Genomic DNA, 26,291 nt, shown 5'->3' with positions numbered 1-26,291 from the left:
AAACTGTCCAATAGACCGCTTCTCTACGCCCGAAGTCCAAGGAAATCAAGGTAAACTGTCCAATAGACCGCTTCTCTACGCCCGAAGTCCTAGGAAATCAAGGTAAACTGTCCAAAAGACCGCCTCTGTACACCCGAAGTCCAAGGAAATCAAGGGAAACTGTCTAATAGACCGCTTCTCTACGCCCAAAGTCCAAGGAAATCAAGGCAAACTGTCCAAAAGACCGCCTCTATACACCCAAAGTCCAAGGAAATTAAGGGAAACTGTCCAATAGAACTCCTGATCGCACCCCCCAACCCCCCACAACACAAAAACCCGCCAATTTTCCACTGCCCACCAACATCCTCTATTGAACTCCACACCCTACTTGTTTTATACTATGAAGGTTATAGAAAAGTCGACGCGAACCAGTAAGCGTTAAAGATAAAAGGATGTGGGGCCAGATGGCAGACAATCAAAATCACTTAAAAATGCCGATAAAGGTGACGTTCCAATCGGAAATAATTAATGCGGATAATGACAGGGAATTTGTTGTGTTTGGAGCAGATGGTCAATACTACATAAAAGGTGATTCAGAATACATCGTCTTCTCAGAAGAACTTGAAGGCAAAGAGAAGGTCGATTGTTTTTATAAAATTACAGACAAAGAAGTACGTCTGAAGCGCTCAGGGGACATCAATATGTTGCAATCCTTCCGTGCCGGTGAAACGACAGATGGTAGTTACCAGGGCGGTGGAGCAAGGTTTCAGTTTGAAACGGAAACCGAAAAAGTAGTCTTGATGAAAGATCCAGATAAGAAACGAGGCTGTTTGCAGCTTGATTATAAATTGAAGGTTCAAGATCAGATTACCGGTCAATACTTGATAACAATCAACTACGAGGAGGAACAGGCAAGATGAATATAGTAGAACAAGTACAAGAACGCCTGAAAGAAGAAATTAAGGCTTCCGTTCTTAAAGCAGGCTTGGCAACAGAGGATCAAATTCCAGCTGTTGTGCTTGAAACACCAAAGGATAAAGCAAATGGGGACTATTCCACAAACATGGCGATGCAGCTTGCACGCGTAGCGAAAAAAGCACCACGGATGATCGCGGAAGAAATTGTGAAAAATTTTGATCAATCAAAGGCATCTATCGAAAAAATCGATATTGCTGGACCAGGATTCATCAACTTTTACATGAACAATGCTTATCTTACGGACTTGATTCCGACAATCCTAAAAGCAGGCTCCGAATATGGTCGTTCAAATGTCGGAAACGGGGAAAAAATTAATGTCGAGTTCGTATCAGCAAATCCTACAGGCGACCTTCACCTTGGACATGCTCGTGGTGCGGCAGTGGGAGATTCTCTATGTAATGTACTCGACAAGGCAGGCTACGATGTAACACGCGAATATTACATCAACGACGCGGGTAACCAAATTAACAACTTGGCACTTTCTGTTGAGGCACGCTATTTCCAAGCACTTGGCCAAGACAAAGAAATGCCGGAAGACGGCTATCATGGAAAAGACATCATTGGGATCGGCCAGGCAATCGCAGAAGAGTTTGGTGACCGCTTCGTCCATGAATCTGAAGAAGACCGCCGCAGCTTTTTCCGTGAGTACGGCTTAAAATACGAAATGAAAAAATTGCAACAGGACTTAGAAGAGTTCCGTGTCCGTTTTGACGTTTGGTACTCTGAAACTTCGCTATATAATAACGGGAAAATTGACGATGCAATGGCAACCCTTCGTGAACAGGGCCACATCTACGAAGAAGAAGGAGCAACGTGGTTCCGTTCTACAGAATTCGGCGATGACAAAAACCGTGTACTAATAAAAAATGACGGATCTTACACGTATTTAACTCCTGACATCGCGTACCATCAGGATAAACTAAAACGTGGCCATGATAAGCTGATCAATATCTGGGGAGCAGACCATCACGGCTATATCCCTCGTATGAAGGCTGCTATTGAAGCGCTTGGATACGGGAAAAATGCACTCGAAGTGGAGATCATCCAGCTTGTTCACCTTTTCCAAAACGGGGAAAAAATGAAAATGAGTAAACGTACGGGGAAAGCCGTAACCATGCGCGACTTGATGGAAGAAGTGGGCTTGGATGCGGTACGTTATTTCTTTGCGATGCGTTCAGGCGATACGCATTTAGATTTTGATATGGACTTAGCCGTATCTCAATCCAATGAAAATCCTGTATTCTACGCACAATATGCGCACGCTCGTATTTGCAGCATGCTTCGTCAAGGGGGAGAGCAAGCTCTAAGCCTAGAAGGGGACTTTGCGCTAGAACACATCTCGTCTGAAAAAGAGATTGACCTTTTGAAAAAGCTTGGGGAATACCCACTTGCGGTAGCGGAAGCGGCAGAAAAACGCATCCCTCACCGTATTACAAACTATACATTTGAACTTGCTTCCGCACTTCACAGTTTCTATAATGCGGAAAAAGTATTAGACCCTGACAACCAAGAAAAATCCAGAGCACGACTTGGTTTGATGAAAGCCGTTCAAATCACGCTTCAAGATGCACTTAAGTTGATTGGAGTTTCAGCACCAGAGAAAATGTAAGACCAAAAGCTCTCTACTATTAATAAGAGTAGAGAGCTTTCTTTTGGCCAAAATAACAACATAAGATAAAAACAACAAGGGAGTTTTTCAACAATGAAAGAAAGTTTATTAGCACTGGCAACAGGCATGGTCGTAGGATTCCTCTTTGCGCTGTTCCGCCTGCCAATCCCAGCACCGCCAGTATTCTCCGGCATCGTAGGAATCGTCGGTATATACCTCGGCTACCGCCTATTCACCTGGGTAGCACCTATCTTTCAATCAAGCAACTAAAAAGAGAGGGGGCTGATCCTTCACCGCTTTAGAGCGGTGAGGGTCAGACCCCTCTTTACTTCTTTATCTCTTCACCACTCCACCGCGCCGCCATTCAAACGTTTCACGCCTCGAATTTTGGCAATTTCTTCGCATAGTTGCAGTGCGGCTTCATCTTTTCGTTTTGCTTCTACCATAAAGTCCACATCCTGCCCCATGTCGACTGCCACTTTCAAAAATTCCATGATAAATTGCAGATCGACAAAGTCCGCATGGTGTCTCAATTTCTTTTCCGATATAGGGGAGGAGATATGTACCTTGGGAATGATGCCAATGTCTTGCCACGTTCCATATACACGTGGCAACAATTCCTCCCATGACACAGAACTTGGATTAGCATACTCATGATGGTAATCGAATGCAAGCGGAATCCCAAGCTCCTCGCACAATACCAATGTTTCCTCTGTTGTGTAAGTCTTATCATCGTTCTCCAGCGTCATCCGTGCCCTTACCTCATTTGGTAACGACATAATATTCTCACGAAACCTCTCCACTGCAAGCTCTTTGTTTCCATAAGCACCACCAACATGAATATTGATCGTACCCTCATCCTCTAACCCCATTGCTTTCAACATTTCATAATGGTACACCATATCAATCACCGCATTTTCAGTAATATGCGGTTTATCACTCGTAAACAATGTGAATTGGTTGGGGTGGAAACTTGAACGCATGCCATACCGCTTGACCAAGTCGCCAATCTCCTTAAATTCATCACCGAACTCACGAACAAAGTCCAATTTTACATCAGGATGGGTGGCAAGCGGAACGATGGAGGAGGAAAAGCGGAAGACTTGAATTTCATGTGCGATGCAAAAATAGATCGTCCTCAAAGTGTTCCGTAAATTTTCACGGGTGACGGCCAATAACTTGTCTTTTTTTTCCGCATCACTCAACTGCTTATACCGAGTATAGGTTAACGAGCGGGCAGGGGATGCCTCCCACAACGTCCAAGACTGTGATACAAAACCAAAGCGAATACGCATAACACCAGACTCCTTTTCAACAGCTTACCATGCCACATCTTACAACAACGGCGCAATAATCTTGGAAAGCTTTTCTTTTCCTTTATCCATCCAAGTTCTGTTTCGGATAAACTCAAGCGTCAACTTCTCCGAATTGTGCATGTCCTTATGAATCTCCTGAACGGTCTTGTGCACAAACTCTTTATCAAAAATTAAACAATTTATTTCATTGTTCAAAAAGAGGCTGCGTTTATCAAAGTTGGCAGTCCCAATATCACAAGTGTGGTCATCAATCACGAGAACTTTCGCATGATAAAACCCAAGATAGAAGCGATAAACTTCGGCACCTGCTTCAATAAGCGTTGCGAAATAAGGGAACGCAGCATCCATCACCAGCGCATGGTCCGCTTTTGCAGGTACAAGTATTGTTACCTTTACGCCGCGGCCGATAGCGTCTAGTAACTCATCCAACAATGGTTCACTTGGTATAAAGTAGGGAGTACAAATGATGATGGATGTTTCCGCTTTTTGAATTAGTTTAAAAAACGTTTCCGTCAAATGGCCGCCATTCGTTGGTACGAGTTTGTGTGTGATGGGTCCTTTCCGAAGCTCCGGATAATACCTTTTACCCCACTCACTAGATGGAAGATCGCCGGCTTGCTCCCAGTTCTGGATAAACTGAGACTGAAGGTCCTGAACACCTTCCCCCTCAATTTTCAAGTGGTAATCGCGCCAAACACCAAACTCCGGATCCTGCCCCAAATATTCTTTTCCAATATTGAATCCACCAACAAATCCGATTTTCCCGTCAATCACTGTAATTTTGCGGTGGTTTCGCTGATTAATACTGAAAAAAAAGAATGGGAATGCAGGCTTATGATAAACCTCTACTTCGATACCGTGCTGTTCAAGGTCTTTTATTGTTTCTTTTTTTACATCAAAAGATCCGAAATAATCAAGAAGGAGACGAACCTCCAACCCCTGATCAGCTTTATCTTTTAAAATGGACAGAAATTCATTGCTCGCATGATCGTTTCTTACCATGTAAAAGAGGGAATGAATGTGATTGGTGGCATGACGCATATCGTGAAATAAATCCTTATACAGCAAGTTGCCATCAGCATAGAGGAGAATCTCACTCTGCCTTTTCGGAAACTTCAACCTTTTAATTTCTTTCAAATGCTTTTTTCTCCCGAGATATAAATCAAGTGCCAACCAAGCAAACACAAGTACAATCGCCCCGATAATGAATAATGCAATCTCCATCCTTTTCCCTCCCAAAAACACGTCCATTTAGTTTTTACGTATTCCTGCGTTCTTATCCTATAACTAATTACCCATACCCTAATTCGTCGAAAAATAAAGCCAATATTTAAACTAAATGTGTTGACTGAATGCTCATTCAGTTATAAGATATAGGTAAATTACTAAAGTTCTGAAAATTATATTCTTTCCAAACATTGAGGCTCTTTCGTAGAAAAAAAACACGTAAACGGCCAACAGTAAAAGGGGACACGAAAGGAGTGGGAGATGTGAGTAACGGTTTGTTAATTGCCAATTGGATTTTAACGATAATTGTAACCGCTTACGCATTATCGCTATTTGTTTACTTAATCAGAACAAGGATTCAATTCATCAAACTTGGGAAAAAAGTTGAATTCGACAACAAAGTGAAAGAACGATTAGACAAAGTTTGGGTCAATGTTTTTGGCCAGAAAAAATTATTGAAGGATAAGAAAAGTGGGATTATCCATGTCATGTTCTTCTATGGCTTTTTAATGGTTCAGCTTGGGGCGCTGGACTTGATTATCAAAGGGCTTGCTCCAAACGCGCATTTGCCGCTTGGACCATTATATCCAGCCTTTACGTTTTTCCAAGAGTTAGTAACGCTAATGATTCTAGTTGCAGTTGTTTGGGCCTTCCACCGCCGCTATGTGGAAAAGTTAGTCCGTTTAAAAAGAGGCTTTAAATCAGGACTTGTCCTACTATTTATCGGCGGATTGATGCTTTCTGTTTTATTTTCAAACGGAATGGGGCTTATCTGGCATGACCATGGCTTAACATGGAGTGAGCCGGTAGCATCCTTATTCGCACTCATGTTCAGCTGGATTAATGAAACAGCTGCCATTGCATTATTCTATGTCGGCTGGTGGATTCACCTGTTATTCCTATTAACCTTCCTGGTTTACGTACCGCAATCCAAGCACGCTCATTTGATTGCAGGACCTGCGAATGTATTTTTCCACCGTACAACAAATCCAGGAAAGCTTGAGAAAATTAATTTTGAAGACGAAACACAAGAAACATTTGGTGTCGGAAAAGTAGAAGACTTCACCCAATACCAATTGATCGATATGTACGCCTGTGTAGAATGTGGACGCTGTACCAACATGTGTCCGGCAACAGGAACAGGAAAAATGCTGTCACCGATGGATTTGATTATCAAAATTCGTGATCACCTGACTGACAAGGGAGCGGCCATTACGTCTAAATCCCCTTGGGTACCAACATATGCGTTCAACAACACGCACGGAAATCAGCTTGCCATGATGGGAGCTGCAGGAAAAGGGGCACAAGAAAGCGCGGCAACAATCGAATACAGTCCGAGCCTGATCGGCGATGTTATCACAGAAGAAGAGATCTGGGCATGTACGACCTGTCGTAACTGTGAGGACCAATGTCCGGTAATGAACGAGCATGTGGATAAAATCATCGACCTTCGTCGTTATTTGGTTCTTACAGAAGGAAAAATGGATGCCGATGCACAGCGCGCGATGACCAACATTGAACGCCAAGGAAATCCTTGGGGGCTAAACCGTAAAGAACGCGAAAACTGGCGCGATGCAGCACCAGAAGTAAGCATTCCGACGGTAAAAGAAATGAAAAAAGCAGGCGAAGAGTTTGAGTACCTGTTCTGGGTAGGGTCCATGGGATCTTTCGACAATCGTTCTCAGAAAATCGCCATCTCTTTTGCAAAATTATTGAACGAAGCTGGCGTGAAATTCGCAATCCTCGGCAACAAGGAGAAAAACTCCGGAGATACACCGCGCCGTCTAGGGAACGAATTTTTATTCCAAGAGCTTGCAACAAGCAATATTGCGGAATTCGAGAAAAACGAAGTCAAAAAAATCGTCACCATCGACCCGCACGCTTACAACATTTTTAAAAACGAGTACCCTGATTTCGGGCTGGAAGCCGAAGTCTATCACCATACAGAAGTCTTAGCCGACCTTGTAAAAGAAGGTAAGCTGACACCAGTACACGAGGTAAAAGAAACCATCACGTATCACGATTCCTGCTACCTCGGAAGATACAACGAAGTCTACGAGCCGCCTCGTGACATCCTGAAAGCCATCCCAGGCGTCAAAGTGGTCGAAATGAACCGCAGCCGCGAAACGGGAATGTGCTGTGGAGCCGGCGGAGGACTCATGTGGATGGAAGAAGACACAGGCACACGCGTCAACGTCGCCCGTACCGAACAAGCACTCGAAGTCGCACCAAGCGTCATCAGCTCCGGCTGTCCTTACTGCTTAACTATGCTTTCTGACGGAACGAAAGCAAAAGAAGTGGAAGAAAACGTCGGCACATACGACGTAGCGGAACTACTAGAGCGCTCCGTCATCGGCGAAAAACAAGAATTAGTATCCTAATAGGAAGATGGATTAAACACCGCTGTTGATTTTACGCATCGGGCTTCGCTTATCCAGAGGGCGCATGTGGAACCTCCTCGGCAAGCCCGCGGGGTCTCCACTATACGCTACTTCCCGTCGGAGTCTGCGCCCTATGCTCCAATCACCAGCTAAGATACTAATAAAATAATAGAACCAGCATACAAGGTGTACGTAGTCTACTGCGTGCACCATATGCTTTTCACCAAAACTGAGCGACCGTTCAGTTTTAAAAGAATAATAATTGTAAGCGGTAACAAATTGTTTGTAGAATATCCCCTTATTGATTGTAGTGGAGGGGGTGAGACTCCTACGGGAGGAAGGGACAGGGAAGACCCCGCAACGAAGTGAGGAGGCTTCCGGACCGCCCGTGGAAAGCGAACCCCCGCAACGGAAATCGATGAGGGTGTGAAAAAGATTATATAAGTTATGAAAACTTACCCAGTTGCTTGGAGTGCAAGGTGTGAGACTCCTGCGGGGGGATAATGGTTGGGTGAGACCCCACAGGCGAAGCCGAGGAGGCTCAAACACCGTCCCGCGGAAAGCGAACACCTGGAACGCAAAGCAACTGGGAGTAAGCGCAAATTTTTTCTAAATAAAAAGGAGGAAATCACCCATGGGAAAAACAGTAATCGTTAGTGGAGTCCGCACACCAATCGGCCGTTTCGCAGGAGGATTAAGCACCCTATCAGCCTCAGACCTAGGAGCAGTTGCCATCAAAGAAGCACTAAACAGAGCAAACCTATCCGGTGACCAAGTAGGCGAAGTCATCATGGGCACCGTCCTTCAAGGCGGCCAAGGTCAACTTCCATCCCGCCAAGCCTCCCAAAAAGCAGGCCTGCCATGGGAAGTGCGCACCGAAACCATTAACAAAGTATGCGCATCCGGCATGCGCAGCGTCACACTAGGCGACATCCTAATCCGTTCCGGTGAAGAAGAAGTCATCGTCGCAGGTGGAATGGAATCCATGAGCAACGCGCCATACATGCTTCCAAAAGCAAGATGGGGACTTCGCATGGGGGACAGCACCGTACAAGACATGATGGTGCATGACGGACTTACGTGTACCTTCACAGGCGTTCACATGGGAACCTACGGAAACAGTGTCGCAAAGGAAATGGAGATCAGCCGTGAAGACCAAGATGCATGGGCTTTCAGAAGTCATCAGCGTGCCATTGAAGCAACAGAGAAGGGTTATTTTACAGATGAAATCGTCCCAGTTTCTGTACCGCAACGAAAAGGGGACCCGATTGTTGTTAGCAAGGATGAGTCACCTCGAAAAGATACATCCATAGAGAAACTTGCTTCATTAAGACCGGCTTTCGACCATGACGGAACAATTACCGCAGGAAACGCGCCAGGCGTGAATGACGGAGCAAGTGCGCTTGTGTTAATGAGCGAGGACCGAGCTGTAAAAGAAGGGAAAGAAGTGCTTGCAACCATTCTTGGTCATGCCTCCATCGCAGTGGAAGCAAAGGATTTCCCGAAAACTCCGGGACTAGTCATCACCGAACTCTTAAAGAAAACAGGAACCAAGCTGGAAGAGATAGACCTTTTTGAGATAAACGAAGCTTTTGCAGCGGTATCCCTTGCATCTGCCAATCTAGCAGGACTGGATCTGGAGAAGGTGAATGTAAACGGCGGAGCGGTAGCACTTGGACATCCGATTGGGGCAAGTGGAGCACGTATCATCGTTTCATTGATACATGAACTGAAGCGCCGCGGCGGCGGGCTTGGAATTGCTTCTATCTGCTCAGGCGGCGGACAGGGCGATGCAATGTTGATTCAAGTATAAGCGAAAACTTTTAGGAGGAATCAGAACATGACAATTCAAAAAGTAATGGTAATTGGAGCAGGACAGATGGGCTCAGGCATCGCGCAGGTTTGTGCGATGGCAGGGTATGACGTATATATGAATGATTTGAAGCAGGAATTTTTGGAGCGAGGGCTTGCAGGCATTACGAAAAATTTGAGCAGATCCGTGGATAAAGGGCGTATGACAGAGGATGAGAAAGCAGCTGTACTTGGTCGCCTAAAGTCAACCACTACCCTTGAAGATGCCAAACATGTCGACATCGTCATCGAAGCGGCAGTGGAAAACATGGACATCAAAAAGAAAATTTTCGCAGAGCTTGATCAACACGCTCCGGATCACACCATTTTAGCGACCAATACATCTTCACTTCCAATCACGGAGATTGCTGCAGCAACGTCTAGACCGGAAAAGGTAATTGGGATGCACTTTATGAATCCTGTACCTGTGATGAAACTGGTAGAAATCATTCGCGGTTTGCAGACAGCAGACGAAGTGTATGGCGCAATTGAAGATATGACGAAAAAGCTATCCAAGGTACCGGTGGAAGTGAACGATTTTCCGGGATTCGTTTCTAACCGTGTGTTGATGCCGATGATCAATGAAGCCATTTTCACGGTGTATGAAGGCGTGGCAACACCGGAAGCAATTGATGAAGTCATGAAACTTGGCATGAACCATCCGATGGGGCCGTTGACGCTAGCAGATTTTATTGGGCTTGATACATGTCTGTACATTATGGAAACGTTGCATGAAGGCTTTGGTGATGACAAATATCGTCCGTGTCCGTTGTTAAGAAAATATGTAAAAGCTGGTTGGCTGGGCCGCAAGACTGGCCGTGGATTTTATACGTACGAGACGTAAGAATGGGCTGCGTGAGACAAAGGGGTATTTTTTAAGACAGCAGGAGAGGGGACGAATAGCATGAATTTACGTTTTACAGAAGAGCAGGAAATGGTGCGGAAAATGGTGCGTGATTTTGCAGAAACCGAGATTGCACCTTTCGTGGAAAAAATGGAAGAGGGCGAGTTCCCACGTGAGATTTTGCGGAAAATGGCGGACCTTGGCTTAATGGGAATGACCATACCGGAAGAATACGGCGGAGCGGGCATGGACTTTCCATCCTACATCATCGCCATCAATGAACTTTCCCGTGTGAGCGCAACGGTAGGGGTAATCCTGTCCGTACACACCTCTGTTGGGACGAATCCAATTCTTTATTTTGGCACAGAAGAGCAGAAGCAAAAGTATGTGACAAAGCTTGCGTCTGGCGAGTATCTTGGAGCATTCTGTTTAACGGAGCCGAGTGCAGGGTCGGATGCAGGGAGTTTGAAAACACGTGCTGTTAAGCAAGGGGACCACTATGTGTTGAATGGAGCAAAGGTGTTCATCACAAACGGCGGGGAAGCGGACACGTACATTGTGTTTGCTTCGACAAATCCGGAACTTGGATCCAAAGGGGTTTCCGCATTTATCGTGGAAAAGGATACTCCAGGATTTGTCATTGGAAAAGATGAGCACAAAATGGGATTGCACGGTTCAAAAACGGTCCAACTGACGTTTGAGGATGCGAAGGTTCCTGTGGAAAACCTTCTTGGTGCAGAAGGGGAAGGCTTTAAAATAGCGATGGCGAATCTTGATGTCGGCAGAATCGGTATTGCGGCGCAGTCCCTTGGTATTGCAGAAGCGGCAGTGCAGGCGGCTACAGCCTATGCAAAAGAGCGAGTCCAGTTCGGGAAGCCAATCGCAGCACAACAAGGTGTTTCTTTTAAACTAGCAGACATGGCGACGGCTGTGGAAGGCGCGAGGTTGTTAACGTACCGAGCGGCCAACTTGCGTGCTTTGGGCAAGCCTTGCGGGAAGGAAGCATCGATGGCGAAGCTTTTTGCCTCACAGACAGCGATGAACGTGGCGATAGAGGCCGTTCAGGTATTCGGCGGTTACGGTTATACGAAGGATTATCCAGTCGAGCGCTATTTCCGTGACGCGAAGGTTTGTGAGATTTACGAGGGAACGAGTGAGATTCAGAGAATGGTGATTGGGAAGCATTTGATGAACTGATAGGGGACTGTTTTGAAAGATTAGTGGGCTTTAGCGAGTGATAGTGTGTGATTTTTGCTTTTTCACGAGCTGTTCGCGGCCAAATGTCCGAAGATTTTCGAAAGTTGTCCAAAGTTTTCAGGAAGTTGACCGAAGATTCGGCAAAGTTGGCCGAAGTTTCACCGAAAGTGTCCGAACCAATTTCTCAAATGGCCGAACCTCCCATCAAAGTTGTCCAAAGGTGCATGCAAATTGACCAAACTACCGGTAAAAAAGCACCAAAAGTGTCCGAAAGCCCTTTTTAATGACCGAACGGTTTTTAAAGGCACTAAAAATAGCATAAAAACGTTAATAATTCGTGAAATTTTCAATAAAACCAGACCACCCCGCCCCGTAACAAGCGGAGCAAGTATGGTGCCTAGAGTCTGGGACGACGCTAAAAAACTAACTCATCGGGGGATGAAAAATATGAACTTTTTACTATCTGAAGAACATGAAATGATTCGTAAAATGGTACGTGATTTTGCCAAGAACGAAGTGGAACCGACTGCAGCGGAACGTGATGAAGAAGAACGCTTTGATATGGATATTTTCAAAAAGATGGCGGACCTTGGGTTAACGGGAATCCCGTTTCCAGAAGAGTACGGCGGAATCGGCAGTGACTATCTTGCATACTGCATCGCGGTAGAGGAGCTTTCACGTGTGTGTGCGTCTACAGGGGTAACCTTATCCGCCCACACGTCGCTTGCGAGCTGGCCGATTTACAAGTACGGAACTGAAGAGCAGAAACAGAAATACTTGGTGCCTCTTGCGCAAGGAACAAGCATTGGGGGCTATGGCCTTACGGAACCAGGATCTGGATCTGATGCAGGCGGCATGCGAACAACAGCGAAATTAGACGGCGACCATTATGTCCTGAACGGTTCGAAAATTTTCATCACGAACGGTGGAATCGCGGACATCTATGTGGTGTTTGCGGTGACAGATCCGTCCAGCAAGCATAAAGGAACGAGCGCATTTATCGTGGAAGCAGACTTCCCTGGGTTCAGTGTTGGGAAAAAAGAACAAAAGTTAGGCATTCGTTCTTCTCCAACGACAGAAATCATGTTTGAAGATTGCCGTGTGCCGGTAGAAAACATGCTTGGCGCAGAAGGGGAAGGTTTTAAAGTTGCGATGACGACGCTTGATGGCGGGCGTAACGGGATTGCTGCACAGGCTGTTGGCATTGCGCAAGGTGCACTTGACGCGGCCGTTGCTTATGCCAAAGAGCGCGTGCAGTTCGGGAAGCCAATCGCGGCACAGCAGGGTGTTTCTTTTAAACTGGCAGACATGGCGACAACGGTAGAAGCTTCAAGATTGCTAACTTATCAGGCGGCTTGGAGAGAGTCGGAGGGCTTAAGCTACGGCTTGGAGTCTGCGATGTCTAAACTTTTCGCTGGCGACACGGCAATGAAGGTGACAACCGAAGCAGTACAGGTATTCGGCGGTTACGGCTATACGAAAGACTATCCGGTAGAGCGCTATATGAGGGATGCGAAAATTACGCAAATCTATGAGGGAACACAAGAAATCCAACGTCTCGTTATTTCCAGAATGCTTACTAAGTAAGTAGGTGACGGCCAGGATGATGAAAAAACGTCAAGTACATGCATCCGTTAAAGATGAGCGGCTGATCGAAAAGCGCCGCGACCAAATGATCAAGGGGGCGGTGAGCCTTTTCAAAGAGAAAGGCTTCCACCGCACGACCACAAGGGAAATAGCGAAAGAGGCAGGGTTCAGCATTGGCACGCTCTATGAATATATCAGAACGAAGGAAGATGTCCTTTATCTCGTCTGTGACCGGATTTATGACCAGGTAGGTGAGCGATTGCAGGAGGAACTCGACATGAAGCGAGGGAACCTGGAAAGCTTGAAATCCGCGATCCGGTATTATTTTAGGGTGATGGATGAAATGCAGGATGAGGTGCTCGTTATGTATCAGGAGGCGAAATCTTTATCAAAAGATGCGCTTCCTTACGTATTGAACAAGGAGCTTGCGATGGTGGCCATGTTTGAACAGGTTATTAGAAACTGCATGACAGCAGAGGGCATCACAATGAAAGAACAGCAAATCCAATTGATGGCGCATAACATCTTTGTGCAAGGCCAGATGTGGGGATTCAGGCGTTGGGTGCTGCACAAGCACTTTGAACTGGATGCCTATATCGAGGGTCAGATTGAACTATTAGTGCATGGACTTACAAAGGGGGAGAATGTGAAAAATGGAAGTTTATCGTCCAACTAACCATATTCGTTTTGTAACAGCTTCAAGTCTTTTTGACGGGCATGACGCCTCAATTAACATCATGCGCCGCATTATCCAGGCGAGCGGTGCCGAGGTCATTCACCTTGGCCACAACCGCTCCGTGGAGGAAATTGTGAACGCGGCGATCCAGGAGGATGTGCAGGGGATCGCGATTTCCTCCTATCAGGGCGGACATGTCGAATATTTTAAATATATGTATGACTTGTTGAAAGAGAAAGGTGCCTCTCATATCCGCATTTACGGTGGCGGTGGCGGGGTCATCATTCCTAGTGAGATAAAAGAACTGCATTCATACGGAATTGCCCGTATCTTTTCGCCGGAAGACGGCCGCGAACATGGGCTGCAAGGCATGATTAACTCGATGCTGAAGGAATGTGACTTTGTGACGGTCAAATCCCTGGGTGACGAGGTAGAGCGTCTGGATGCCGATAACCATCAGGCGATTGCCAAACTGATTACGTTGTCTGAACTGCAGGTGACTTCGGATGAAGAGGTGGCAGCAACAGCACAAACCGCTTTAGCTAAGGTAAAAGAAAAGCAGAAAACCGTGCCGGTACTTGGGATTACAGGTACAGGTGGAGCGGGAAAAAGCTCACTGACAGATGAGTTGATACGCAGATTTATCAACGAAGTACCAGATAAAAAAGTAGCGATTTTATCCATCGATCCGACGAAGCAGAAGACAGGCGGGGCATTGCTTGGGGACAGAATCCGCATGAACGCAATTTTTAACCCGCGTGTGTATATGCGTTCGCTTGCAACGCGTGGATCCCGTTCTGAGCTTTCTTTGGCAATTCAAGATGCGATTGCTGTTACGAAGGCTGCCGGTTTTGACTTGATTATTGTTGAGACTAGCGGAATCGGGCAGGGAGACGCAGGAATCACCGAGATTTGCGATATCTCCATGTATGTGATGACAAGTGAGTTTGGGGCGCCATCTCAGTTGGAAAAAATCGATATGATTGATTATGCGGATCTGATTGTTATTAATAAATATGAGCGAAAAGGTTCCGAGGACGCCAAACGTCAGGTGCAAAAGCAGTACCAACGCAGCCGTCTTTTATGGGATAAAGAATTGGATGAAATGCCGGTGTACGGGACGATTGCCAGCCAGTTCAATGACTTGGGGACGAACACGCTTTTTGCAGCGTTGCTTGAGTTAATGAATGAGAAGACTGGCTCGGAATACGCTAGCAGCCTGCCAACGTCTAAAGATGTGGAAAAACAGAATGTGATCATTCCGAATGACCGCCGCTATTATTTACGTGAGATTAGTGAAACGGTACGAAATTATCATAAGATGGCTGCGGAGCAGGTGGAATTGGCGCGGAAGTTGTTCCAGTTGGATGGGGCGATGGAGGCTGCTGGTGGTTCTGGGGGCGGTTCTTCAAGCGAGGATCTTGTAGCGGCACTTGCCGAGCTGCGCCGTGAATACGAGGAAAAATTGACAAGCGATTCCCGCAAAATTTTAGGTAGTTGGGATGAGAAGAAAGAGCAATATTCCGGTGATCAATTTGTTACAAAAATCCGCGACAAGGAAATCATCACGAAACTTACGACGAAAACATTGTCCGGTTTGAAGATTCCAAAAGTAGTTCTGCCGAAATATGTGGACTATGGGGAGATTTTGAAGTGGGTGTACCGTGAGAACGTGCCTGGGGAGTTTCCTTATACGGCCGGAGTGTTTCCGTTCAAACGTGAGGGGGAGGATCCGAAGCGTCAGTTCGCTGGAGAAGGAACACCAGAGCGTACAAACCGCCGCTTCCACTATTTAAGTAAGGATGACGATGCGAAGCGCTTAAGTACGGCTTTTGATTCGGTAACGTTGTACGGGGAAGACCCGGCTGAGCGTCCGGACATTTACGGAAAAGTAGGAAACAGTGGCGTGAGCATTTGTACATTGGATGACATGAAAAAGCTGTATGCAGGCTTTGACCTCTGTGCGCCAAGCACGTCCGTTTCCATGACAATCAACGGTCCGGCGCCTGTTATTTTAGCAATGTTTATGAACACGGCGATTGATCAGCAGGTGCAGAAGCGTGAAGAAGAACTTGGTCGTGTGTTAACGGTAGAAGAGTTTGCGGAAGTTCGTGCCGTGACGATGCAAACTGTTCGTGGTACGGTGCAGGCTGATATTTTAAAAGAAGATCAAGGACAGAATACGTGCATATTCTCAACGGAGTTTGCTTTAAGAGTGATGGGGGATATTCAGCAATACTTTATAGATAAAAAGGTGCGCAATTATTATTCCGTTTCCATTTCCGGATACCATATTGCCGAGGCAGGAGCGAACCCGATTACACAGTTGGCGTTCACGCTAGCGAATGGGTTCACGTATGTGGAGTATTACTTGAGCCGCGGGATGAAAATTGATGACTTTGCACCGAACTTGTCGTTCTTCTTCAGTAACGGACTGGATGCAGAGTACACGGTGATCGGCCGCGTAGCCCGCCGGATCTGGGCGACAGTGATGAAAAATAAATATGGTGCCAATGAACGCAGTCAAAAGTTGAAGTATCATATTCAGACGTCCGGCCGTTCCTTGCACGCGCAGGAAATTGATTTTAACGATATCCGGACGACGCTTCAAGCTTTGATGGCCCTGCAAGATAACTGCAACTCATTGCATACAAATGCGTATGATGAGGCAATTACAACGCCGACGGAAGAATCTGTTCGTCGAGCAATGGCGATTCAGATGATCATCACCAAAGAGCACGGCTTGGCGAAAAACGAGAATCCGTTGCAAGGAGCCTTTGTGGTGGAGGAGCTGACAGACCTTGTGGAGGAAATGGTGCTGCAGGAGTTTGAACGCTTAAATGACCGCGGTGGCGTCCTTGGTGCGATGGAGACTCAGTATCAGCGCGGGAAGATTCAGGATGAGTCCATGTATTATGAGATGAAAAAACATACAGGCGAGCTTCCGATCATCGGAGTAAATACGTATAAAAATCCGAATCCGCCTTCTGAGGACGATTTGAATGATATCGAGCTTGCTCGTTCGACAGAAGAAGAGAAGCAAACCCAGATCCAAAATCTTGCAGCGTTCCAGGAACGTAATGCAGCGGAAGTGGAAGCAGCGTTGGGTAGGCTGAAACAAGTGGCAATCAGCGGCGGTAACATCTTTGAAGAACTAATGGAAACCGTCCGAGTGGCAAGCCTCGGCCAAATCACCACAGCCCTCTACGAAGTCGGCGGCCAATTCAGACGAAATATGTAAAGAAAAGGAGTTGAAGAACCTCGAAGAAGCAGGGGGTTCTTCGCTAACTTTATAGAGTTCGACGCGGAGAGAGAAATACCTTTGGGGGTCTGACCCCCTTTTTTTCTTTTTTCTCTTTTTTTTCGCTATTTTCGCTTTTTTATAGGTTTTTCATTTTTTTGAGGGAAAGATTTATTTTATGCTGGATTAAACATTGGTATTTTGTTTATAATGAGTGGTATGGATTTTTCTAGGAATTGCTATGATTATTGTCTTTTTACATATATAGAAAGGATGTGCAGACATTGGCATTAAACCATTTAACGGCAGAAGAAGTACAAGAGATGTCATTGATCGAAATCGCTACTGCTTTATTCAATGAACAGAAGCAGTCTGTGACGTTTGGCGAATTAATTACGGAGATCAAGAAAATTACCGGTTTTACAGATGAAGACCTTAAAGGCAAGTTGTCTCAGTTCTATACGGACTTAAACATTGACGGCCGTTTCATTTGTATTGGAGAAAACCAATGGGGACTTCGTGCATGGTATCCTTATGATCAAATAGAAGAAGAAACAACTCCTCAGGTGAAGGCAAAGACCAAGAAGAAGAAGAAGGCTGTTGATGAGGACGATATCGATGCAGACGAATTCGATGAGTTGGATGAAGAAGAACTAGAATTCGACGATCTGGATGATTATGAAGAGGACGAAGTGGAAGAAGATGACTTTGACGACGCCGATGATGATGCAGACGAAGATGATGACGAAGAATTTGAAGAAGACCTAATCGAAGACGAGGAGTATGGGCTCGAAGACGATGAGGAAGAAGAAGAAGAAGAATTGGACGAAGATGAGGAAGAAGACCTCTAATCGCCACTAAAGAAACACTCCCAGGGACGACAAACGGGGAGTGTTTTTTCATAAAGCTTAATCGAAAAAAAGTGAAAATTCGCAAGTTTATTCAGACCTTGACTTTTCACCCCCGACTAGGTAGAATCTTTTTTGGGCTCCTTAAAAAAGGACACGTATAATTTGTTGAACATATACACGCTCCCCTTGCTAGAAATGCTGGCAAGTGGGGCGTTTTTTATTTTATTGGTGAATAAACATTCATATGCTGAACCTGATAATTTAGGGGCAGCTTCATTTTTTAGTAAATGAATTTTGTGTTTTTGACTAATGATAAAAATGTTAAATGCCTCTTACAAGCATATCGTTACTTATTATTATTTTTTAAATAAAATTATTTCGAGGGGGAGACAGCATGACAAAGTATATTTTCGTAACAGGTGGCGTAGTATCATCTTTAGGTAAAGGGATTACTGCTGCTTCATTAGGTAGATTGTTAAAAAATCGCGGGTTGAATGTTACCATTCAAAAATTTGATCCATATATTAACGTGGACCCTGGTACGATGAGTCCTTACCAGCACGGAGAAGTATTCGTAACAGGTGACGGAGCGGAAACGGATCTTGACTTAGGTCACTATGAGCGTTTCATCGACATCAACCTGAACAAATATTCAAACGTAACAACAGGGAAAATTTACTCTACAGTTCTGAAAAAAGAGCGTCGCGGCGATTACTTGGGTGGAACAGTGCAGGTTATCCCGCACATTACAAACGAAATTAAAGAGCGCGTTTTCCGCGCTGGCCGTGAGACTAATGCAGACGTGGTCATCACTGAAATTGGTGGAACAGTAGGGGATATTGAGTCCCTTCCGTATCTTGAAGCAATCCGTCAAATCAAGAGTGACATCGGTCGTGACAACGTGATGTACATCCACTGTACACTTGTTCCTTACATCCGTGTGGCGGGCGAGTTGAAAACAAAGCCGACACAGCACAGTGTAAAAGAACTTCGCGGTCTAGGAATACAGCCAAATATCATCGTATTGCGTTCTGAAATGCCAATCTCTCAAGATATGAAAGACAAGATTGCTTTGTTCTGTGATATCGATGAAAAGGCGGTTATTGAATCGATCGACGCTGACACACTTTATGAAGTACCATTAGCTTATCAGGCGCAAAACATGGACAACATTGTCGTGGATCACCTGAAGCTTGAGACAAAAGGTGAAGCGGACATGACAGAATGGACGGCTCTTGTGAACAAGGTGAAAAACCTTTCCAAGAAAACAACAATTGCTCTTGTCGGAAAATATGTGGAGCTTCAAGATGCATACCTATCTGTTGCGGAAGCATTACGTCATGCTGGATATGAGTACGATGCGGATGTAAAAATTAACTGGATCAACTCCGAAGAAGTAACGGCAGAAAACGTGGACGAGCTCTTGAACAGTGCAGACGGAATTCTTGTACCAGGTGGTTTCGGCGACCGCGGTGTGGAAGGGAAAATTGAAGCAATTCGCTATGCGCGTGAGAAAAAGGTGCCATTCTTCGGAATCTGCCTTGGCATGCAGCTTGCTTCTGTTGAGTTTGCACGAAATGTCCTTGGGTTTGAAGGTGCGCACTCTGCTGAGCTGAACCCGGAAACGCCTTATCCAATCATCGACCTTTTACCAGAGCAAAAAGACATTGAGGACCTTGGCGGAACGTTGCGCCTTGGATTATATCCTTGTAAGTTGAACGACGATTCCTTGGCACAAAAAGCTTACGCAGACGAAGTGGTCTACGAACGCCACCGTCACCGCTATGAGTTTAACAACCAATATCGTCAACAAATGGAAGACCACGGATTCATCTTCTCCGGTACAAGCCCTGACGGCCGCCTGGTAGAAGTGATTGAGATCAAAGACCACCCATGGTTCCTTGCATCCCAATTCCACCCAGAATTCACTTCCAGACCAAACCGCCCACAACCGCTATTCCGCGACTTTGTGGCAGCATCTTTGAAAAATGCTGAGGTTATGGCTTAATTAAATTTATTAAAAAAAGGGAAGACCGCGCGGATGACGGTCTTCCCTTTTCCTTACTCTTGCTCTTCCAATATCTCTTTCAAGGTAAAAGCTAACCCATGATAAACATATAACGCCACCATGCTTGAAGGAAAGCCAAAACGTTCCCCGTCGTCGCCGGGAATCAATGGTTTCTTTAGCTTTAAATCAATATGTACATCGGACAAGGTTTCAAGGGTTTCTGCTCCCTCAACTGTTTCTAACGAAGGCTCCATCACAGTCGATATTCCCACAATCTCAATTCCTAGCTCTTTCAACGCCTTAGCAGTACTTATCGCCTCTTCATCTGTAGAAAATCGAGACACTATTAAAGCCCGGTCCGTATCGGTCAGGTCATGATATCTGTCTAAGTTTGATAAAAGGGTAGCGCTCATTAGCGGCTCCGCTCCAGTAGTGGCTTCCGCCTCAACTGCTTTCATCTCCTTCACACCGTGCACATAAATGCGTCCATCCCCGACAGCCGCCTGAGCCAACAGTCTCGCTGCATCCTCAAAAGCAAACTCCTCGCTTGAACCAATTCTATTAAACACACCCTGCAACTGCGTCGTAAAAATCTTCAACATCCCAAATCACACTCCTATACCATAAATTATTTAACAAAACCCAACCCCTCATTCCACCAAAACTCAAGTATAATAAAAGCGTTATGACAAAAGTAGCAAAAATCCTAGGGGGGTCTGTCCCCTTTTCGTTCGCGTTTTTCCAACATAATCCGACATCTATTGATTTGGCGGGAGCCTTCTAGTTCAAGGGGGAAAGTCCTGCTGGGGTCTGACCCCTTAAAAAAATTTCTTTATAATTTCCCTTTTTCGAAAAATTTCCCGGTCGAAAAAGGAGGAAATAAGACTATTATAGTAGAATTAGGTGGGTGGATGGAAACGGATTGATTATTTTTAGAGATGGGGTGTAAAGGTGGGTCAAAAATTACTGATTGTGGATGACCAGTATGGAATACGCATTTTGTTGAATGAAGTATTCCAAAAAGAGGGCTATCAGACGTTTCAGGCAGCAAACGGGTACCAAGCATTAGATATCGTAGAAAAGCATTCACCGGACTTAGTATTGTTAGACATGAAGATCCCCGGTATGGACGGAATTGAGATCTTAAAGCGGCTAAAAGCAATTAATTCTGATATCCAGGTAATCATTATGACTGCTTACGGTGAATTGGATATGATTCAGGAGTCGAAAGACCTCGGAGCAATCACGCACTTTGCCAAACCATTCGATATTGATGAAATTAGAGATGCGGTCCGTAAAAACATGCCGCGCCAATCGGTGTAAAACGTCCATTTTATAACTGAATATTAAAACATTTTACGTGTTATCGCTTACATTGAAAAACGGCATACTTCAGTAGTTGCCGTTTTTCTACATAGTTGATATGCTAAGTACTGGATAAAAATCATCCGTTAATTTTTTTCACTTTTTGACCTCATATACATAACTGGTTTCCCGATGGGTCATGCTAGTTTTGATATGGGTGAAATTTTTTACAAAGGTATGCACGAAGGACAAGCCCTTGTGTTTACCACTTTGTAAAGGCGGGAAAACTTTTCGGAGTGAATATAATACAAAGGAGGATGTTATCATGCCTTTAGTTTCCATGACAGAAATGCTGAAAAAAGCAAATGCAGAAGGCTATGCAGTAGGTCAGTTCAACTTGAACAACCTAGAGTTCACACAAGCAATTCTACAAGCAGCACAAGAGGAGAATTCACCAGTTATCCTTGGTGTTTCTGAAGGTGCGGCTCGTTATATGGGTGGCTTCAAAACAATCGTAGCATTAGTAAAAGCGTTAATGGAAGAGTACGGTGTTACTGTACCTGTAGCGATTCACTTAGACCACGGTTCAAGCTTTGAATCTTGTGCAAAAGCGATCCACGCTGGATTTACTTCTGTAATGATCGATGCTTCTCACCATCCATTTGAGGAGAACATCGAAACAACTTCTAAAGTTGTAGAATTAGCACACTTCCACGGAGTATCTGTTGAGGCAGAGCTTGGAGTAGTAGGCGGACAAGAAGACGACGTTATCGCTGATGGCGTAATCTATGCTGACCCTAACGAGTGTGAAGAGCTTGTAAAACGCACAGGAATTGATTGCCTAGCTCCAGCTTTAGGTTCCGTACACGGTCCTTACAAAGGAGAACCGAACCTTGGCTTCAAAGAAATGGAAGACATCAACAACCGTGCTGGCGTTCCTCTAGTATTACACGGCGGAACTGGAATCCCTACGCATGACATCCAAAAAGCAATCTCTTTTGGAACAGCGAAGATCAACGTTAACACAGAAAACCAAATTGCATCTGCAAAAGCAGTTCGTGAAACACTTGCTGCAAAAACAGAAGAGTACGATCCACGTAAATACCTAGGACCTGCTCGCGACGCAATCAAAGATACAGTAAAAGGCAAAATGCGCGAATTTGGATCTGCTAACAAAGCGTAAATAATACAGTTTTTCAACAAAACAAGACAACAACTCAACCAACAACAAGGCAACGATATGCAGAACCGCCATACCCGGCGGTTTTGTTTCTTTTTAATATGAAAGCGCAAACATATATTCTACATACAAAGGAGAGAATGACATGAAGTTTTTCATCGACACAGCAAACCTTGAAGAAATCAAAGAAGCCCATGCACTTGGACTACTTGCAGGAGTTACGACAAATCCAAGTCTAGTAGCAAAAGAGAACATTACCTTTGAAGACCGCCTTCGCGAAATTACAGCATTTGTAGAAGGATCGGTCAGTGCGGAAGTTATTGCACTTGATGCAGATGGCATGATTGAAGAGGGGAAAGCTCTTGCGGCAATCGCTCCGAATATTACGGTGAAAGTACCGATGACTCCAGATGGCTTGAAAGCAGTAAAAGCATTCAGCGACCTCAACATCAAAACGAATGTCACCCTTATATTCAATGCCAACCAAGCCTTGATGGCAGCAAGAGCAGGAGCTACATATGTGTCACCTTTCCTTGGACGCTTGGATGACATCGGTCAAAATGGATTGGATTTAGTTTCCGATATCTCAGACATTTTCGCCATTCACGATATCCCGACGGAAATTATCGCAGCATCCATCCGCCACCCGATGCATATTACAGAAGCGGCACTAAAAGGAGCGCACATTGCCACGGTTCCATACAAAGTATTGCTGCAACTTTTCCACCACCCACTAACAGATCAGGGAATTGAAAAATTCTTAGCTGACTGGAATAATCGCAAGCAATAACCTAGTTGTATGCTGTGAGAGGCCCGAGGAAAACGAAGCGCCTGGAACGGAGAACAACGGTGTAATGAAATATGCAAACATTTACCCTCTGCTAAAAAATTTAGCAGGGGCTTTTTGTTATTTTCAGCTAATTTTCGACAAAAGGTCCGTGTCGAATATAGGCGGATGGTATCAAATATTACGATTTGATAAAGTTTCATGCATTTTCATATATGAAAAGAAAGTTTTCGTGTAAACTAATAGCTAACGAAAATTTTTATGATTGGTAATAATTGTGTATAATAGACAATAGCACTTTTGGAAACCAACCTCGCCTTGAAGGGAGAACTATATGGAAAAGTTAAAAATTCTTGGTGGTAACAAGTTAAATGGAACCGTACGCGTAAGTGGAGCGAAAAATAGTGCAGTGGCATTAATTCCTGCAACCATTCTAGCGGACACACCTGTCACAATTGAAGGGTTACCGCAAATATCAGATGTAGAAATCCTAAGCAGCTTGCTTGAAGAAATTGGCGGAAGCGTATCGCTTGAGGGAGAAGACCTAACAGTAGATCCTTCCCAAATGATTGCTATGCCTCTTCCAAGCGGTAAAGTGAAAAAGCTTCGTGCATCCTATTATTTAATGGGAGCGATGCTTGGACGTTTCAAAAAAGCAGTTGTAGGATTGCCTGGTGGCTGTCATTTAGGACCAAGACCTATCGATCAGCACATCAAAGGCTTTGAAGCGCTTGGAGCAGAGGTAACAAATGAGCAAGGGGCCATCTACCTGCGCGCTGAAGAGTTAAGAGGGGCACGCATTTACCTCGATGTGGTAAGTGTTGGTGCAACCATTAATATCATGCTTGCTGCAGTAAAAGCGAAAGGCAGAACGATCATCGAAAATGCGGCAAAAGAGCCGGAAATCATCGATGTAGCAACCCTTTTAAGCAGCATGGGTGCTAAAATTAAAGGTGCGGGGACAGATGTCATCCGTATTGATGGGGTGGAGAGCCTTCACGGATGTAAACACACCATTATTCCGGACCGAATCGAAGCAGGTACATACATGATTATGGCTGCTGCAACAGGCGGCGAGATGATCATCGATAATGTCATCCCAACCCACTTGGAGCCGCTAATCGCAAAGCTTCGTGAAATGGGCGTACGCATCGATATCAATAATGATCAAGATCAAGTTCTTGTCGTTCCAGGCGAAAAACTGAAAGCTGTCGACGTAAAAACCCTTGTCCATCCAGGGTTCCCGACTGACCTACAGCAACCGATGACGACCCTTTTAACAAAAGCAGAAGGAACGAGCATCGTAACAGACACCATCTATTCCGCCCGCTTCAAGCACGTCGATGAACTGCGTCGCATGAACGGACAGATTAAAGTAGAAGGCCGCTCTGCCATTATCAACGGACCGGTACAGCTCCAAGGTGCAAAAGTAAAAGCAAGCGACTTGCGTGCAGGAGCAGCGCTTGTCATCGCTGGCCTACTGGCTGACGGATTGACTGAGGTTACAGGTCTTGAACACATCGACCGCGGCTACAGTCATCTAGAAGAAAAGCTAGAAGGATTAGGTGCCACGATTTGGCGTGAAAAATTAACAGAAGAAGAAATCGAACAAATGCAAAATTCATAAATAAAAAAAGAAGGAATTCGCTTAGTATATAGCGGGTTCCTTCTTTTTTGTAGATACCGCTTTCAAATACCGACAAATGTGATATACTATTAACGAAAAGTATAGCACAATGCCTTAGGTTGCACACTCAACCTCGTGGCCTACCATAAAAAATAATTAGATTCATAGAATGCCAAAGGAGTGGAAGGTATGGAAAGAAGTTTATCCATGGAATTAATTCGAGTAACAGAAGCGGCGGCTTTATCCTCTGCACGCTGGATGGGGCGCGGAGATAAAGACAGCGCGGACGGCGCGGCAACTTCCGCCATGCGTGATGTGTTTGATACAGTCCCGATGAAAGGGACGGTTGTGATCGGAGAAGGGGAAATGGACGAAGCACCGATGCTCTATATCGGTGAAAAGCTTGGCACAGGCTACGGACCACGTGTGGATGTAGCGGTGGATCCACTGGAAGGGACGAGCATCGTAGCGTCCGGCGGATGGAATGCATTAGCAGTACTTGCTATCGCGGACCACGGTAATCTCCTTCACGCACCTGACATGTACATGGACAAAATAGCCGTCGGTCCAGCAGCCGTCGGGAAAATTGATATCAATGCATCTGTTACAGACAATCTGAGAGCGGTGGCAGAAGCTAAAAATAAAGATATTGAAGACGTCGTGGCGGTTATTTTGAACAGACCGCGTCATGAAAAAATCATTGCAGAACTACGCGAGGCTGGTGCCCGCATTAAGTTAATTGACGACGGAGACGTTGCTGCAGCCATCAACACGGCGTTTGATCACACGGGTGTAGATATTCTGTTCGGTTCGGGCGGCGCACCAGAAGGCGTAATCGCAGCAGTCGCATTGAAATGCCTTGGAGGCGAAATTCAAGGAAAACTCCTTCCACAAAATGAAGAAGAGTTGATCCGTTGCCGCAAAATGGGCATCGAGGACATTAACGCTGTACTAAGAATGGAAGACCTAGTACGCGGAGATGACGCCATCTTTGCCGCAACAGGAGTAACCGACGGAGAGTTGTTGCGAGGCGTACAATTCAAAGGCACCAACGCCACCACCCACTCCGTTGTCATGCGTGCAAAATCCGGTACCGTCCGCTTCATCGACGGCCAACACAACATTAAGAAAAAACCAAACCTAGTATTCAAGCCTTAAAATAAGGGAAGTTAATTCAGATTCCCCCTGTTGATTGGAGTGCAAGGTGTGAGACTCCTGAGGGAGAGAAACGGTAGATTGAGATCCCACAACGAAGCGAGACCATTGAAAAACTAATAACGTAAGTTTCTAATAATTCCTAGCTGTTGATTGGAGCAAAAGGCGAAGACTCCTGAGGGAGATAGCGCTAGGTGGAGACCCCGCAGGCAAAGCCGAGGAGGCTCCAGCACCGCCCCTAGGAAAGCGAACACCTGGAACGCAAATCAACAGGGAGTCAAAGCAAACCCTAAAATAAAACCGTAAATGGAACCACTCCATTTACGGTTTTCCTATATAACAGCGTCAAAAAACCCGCACACCTTCCGAATATTGTAATAGACAACAAGTCCCATTCGACACAAATAGGGGAAATGCAAGAATATTCCCCAGAAAATAAAGCCAATACTCAAAGCTTGTCTACAGAAAATAGTTGCTTAAAAGACCATTTTG

General features: G+C 45.3%; 20 protein-coding genes. 17 read left to right on the top strand and 3 right to left on the bottom strand.

Annotated elements, in window-relative coordinates; all coding sequences use genetic code 11:
* The first annotated feature begins 443 nt into the window (after positions 1-443).
* The 3 genes from AAV98_RS05985 (at position 444) to AAV98_RS05975 (ending at position 2,836) form a co-directional block, all read left to right on the top strand.
* Positions 444-899, top strand: coding sequence for a DUF1934 domain-containing protein (locus AAV98_RS05985; RefSeq protein WP_060664651.1), 456 nt, complete (start codon positions 444-446; stop codon positions 897-899).
* On the top strand, positions 896-2,566 hold the full coding sequence (gene argS, locus AAV98_RS05980; protein ID WP_060664650.1) for an arginine--tRNA ligase: 1,671 nt from the start codon (positions 896-898) through the stop codon (positions 2,564-2,566). Before AAV98_RS05985 ends, argS begins: the two co-directional genes overlap by 4 nt.
* Positions 2,567-2,659: 93 nt before the next feature.
* The gene (locus AAV98_RS05975; RefSeq protein ID WP_010197488.1) at positions 2,660-2,836 is read left to right on the top strand and encodes a XapX domain-containing protein; all 177 of its coding nucleotides are present in this window, start codon (positions 2,660-2,662) and stop codon (positions 2,834-2,836) included.
* Positions 2,837-2,907: 71 nt separating this feature from the next.
* Here the strand turns inward: AAV98_RS05975 and uvsE are convergent, their stop codons facing one another.
* Both uvsE and cls read right to left on the bottom strand, forming a co-directional pair.
* Positions 2,908-3,861, bottom strand: coding sequence for a UV DNA damage repair endonuclease UvsE (gene uvsE / locus AAV98_RS05970; RefSeq protein ID WP_060664649.1), 954 nt, complete (start codon positions 3,859-3,861; stop codon positions 2,908-2,910).
* 39 nt (positions 3,862-3,900) lie between these two features.
* Positions 3,901-5,106, bottom strand: a complete 1,206-nt coding sequence (cls, locus tag AAV98_RS05965) for a cardiolipin synthase (protein ID WP_060664648.1) — start codon at positions 5,104-5,106, stop codon at positions 3,901-3,903.
* Positions 5,107-5,372: 266 nt separating this feature from the next.
* Between cls and AAV98_RS05960 the strand changes: the two genes are divergently transcribed.
* The 9 genes from AAV98_RS05960 to AAV98_RS05915 all read left to right on the top strand — a co-directional run bounded on the left by AAV98_RS05960 (position 5,373) and on the right by AAV98_RS05915 (position 19,745).
* Positions 5,373-7,490 carry a heterodisulfide reductase-related iron-sulfur binding cluster gene (locus AAV98_RS05960; protein WP_060664662.1) on the top strand — a complete coding sequence of 706 codons (2,118 nt, stop codon included), beginning with the start codon at positions 5,373-5,375 and terminating at the stop codon, positions 7,488-7,490.
* A gap of 634 nt (positions 7,491-8,124) precedes the next feature.
* Positions 8,125-9,303, top strand: coding sequence for an acetyl-CoA C-acetyltransferase (locus tag AAV98_RS05955; RefSeq protein WP_060664647.1), 1,179 nt, complete (start codon positions 8,125-8,127; stop codon positions 9,301-9,303).
* Between the two features lie 27 nt (positions 9,304-9,330).
* Complete coding sequence (locus AAV98_RS05950) at positions 9,331-10,185, top strand: 3-hydroxybutyryl-CoA dehydrogenase (protein WP_060664646.1); 855 nt, start codon at positions 9,331-9,333, stop codon at positions 10,183-10,185.
* Positions 10,186-10,245: 60 nt separating this feature from the next.
* Entirely contained in the window at positions 10,246-11,382 is a 1,137-nt protein-coding gene (locus AAV98_RS05945) for an acyl-CoA dehydrogenase (RefSeq protein ID WP_060664645.1), read from the top strand.
* A 447-nt stretch (positions 11,383-11,829) separates the two neighbouring features.
* Positions 11,830-12,969: an acyl-CoA dehydrogenase gene (locus AAV98_RS05935; RefSeq protein WP_060664643.1), complete on the top strand. Its 1,140-nt coding sequence runs from the start codon at positions 11,830-11,832 to the stop codon at positions 12,967-12,969.
* Between the two features lie 19 nt (positions 12,970-12,988).
* Positions 12,989-13,645, top strand: a complete 657-nt coding sequence (locus AAV98_RS05930; protein WP_060664661.1) for a TetR/AcrR family transcriptional regulator — start codon at positions 12,989-12,991, stop codon at positions 13,643-13,645.
* Positions 13,623-16,886, top strand: coding sequence for a fused isobutyryl-CoA mutase/GTPase IcmF (icmF, locus tag AAV98_RS05925; RefSeq protein ID WP_060664642.1), 3,264 nt, complete (start codon positions 13,623-13,625; stop codon positions 16,884-16,886). The genes AAV98_RS05930 and icmF overlap by 23 nt, the downstream gene beginning before the upstream one ends.
* A gap of 284 nt (positions 16,887-17,170) precedes the next feature.
* Positions 17,171-17,737 carry a DNA-directed RNA polymerase subunit delta gene (rpoE, locus tag AAV98_RS05920; protein WP_060664641.1) on the top strand — a complete coding sequence of 189 codons (567 nt, stop codon included), beginning with the start codon at positions 17,171-17,173 and terminating at the stop codon, positions 17,735-17,737.
* 394 nt (positions 17,738-18,131) lie between these two features.
* Positions 18,132-19,745: a CTP synthase gene (locus AAV98_RS05915; protein WP_060664640.1), complete on the top strand. Its 1,614-nt coding sequence runs from the start codon at positions 18,132-18,134 to the stop codon at positions 19,743-19,745.
* 53 nt (positions 19,746-19,798) lie between these two features.
* Here AAV98_RS05915 and AAV98_RS05910 read toward each other — a convergent pair whose 3' ends face one another.
* A complete protein-coding gene (locus tag AAV98_RS05910; protein ID WP_060664639.1) occupies positions 19,799-20,347 on the bottom strand; it encodes a DUF2529 domain-containing protein in 549 nt (182 codons plus the stop codon).
* Positions 20,348-20,696: 349 nt separating this feature from the next.
* On the opposite strand from AAV98_RS05910, the gene AAV98_RS05905 reads away from it, so the two are divergent.
* From AAV98_RS05905 to glpX, 5 genes are all read left to right on the top strand, one after another.
* The gene (locus tag AAV98_RS05905; RefSeq protein ID WP_029326551.1) at positions 20,697-21,068 is read left to right on the top strand and encodes a response regulator; all 372 of its coding nucleotides are present in this window, start codon (positions 20,697-20,699) and stop codon (positions 21,066-21,068) included.
* A gap of 307 nt (positions 21,069-21,375) precedes the next feature.
* A complete protein-coding gene (locus AAV98_RS05900) occupies positions 21,376-22,233 on the top strand; it encodes a class II fructose-bisphosphate aldolase (RefSeq protein WP_060664638.1) in 858 nt (285 codons plus the stop codon).
* A gap of 142 nt (positions 22,234-22,375) precedes the next feature.
* Positions 22,376-23,020, top strand: coding sequence for a fructose-6-phosphate aldolase (gene fsa / locus AAV98_RS05895; protein WP_060664637.1), 645 nt, complete (start codon positions 22,376-22,378; stop codon positions 23,018-23,020).
* Between the two features lie 331 nt (positions 23,021-23,351).
* The gene (locus AAV98_RS05890; RefSeq protein ID WP_060664636.1) at positions 23,352-24,644 is read left to right on the top strand and encodes a UDP-N-acetylglucosamine 1-carboxyvinyltransferase; all 1,293 of its coding nucleotides are present in this window, start codon (positions 23,352-23,354) and stop codon (positions 24,642-24,644) included.
* Positions 24,645-24,833: 189 nt separating this feature from the next.
* Positions 24,834-25,802 carry a class II fructose-bisphosphatase gene (glpX, locus tag AAV98_RS05885; RefSeq protein WP_060664635.1) on the top strand — a complete coding sequence of 323 codons (969 nt, stop codon included), beginning with the start codon at positions 24,834-24,836 and terminating at the stop codon, positions 25,800-25,802.
* The last annotated feature ends 489 nt before the right edge of the window (positions 25,803-26,291 follow it).

Origin of the sequence: Bacillus sp. CHD6a (genome assembly GCF_001293645.1) — a bacterium.
Taxonomy (GTDB): domain Bacteria; phylum Bacillota; class Bacilli; order Bacillales; family Bacillaceae_I; genus Sutcliffiella_A.
The sequence above is the reverse complement of the archived record's forward strand: the minus strand, read 5'-3'. Positions and strand labels throughout refer to the sequence as shown.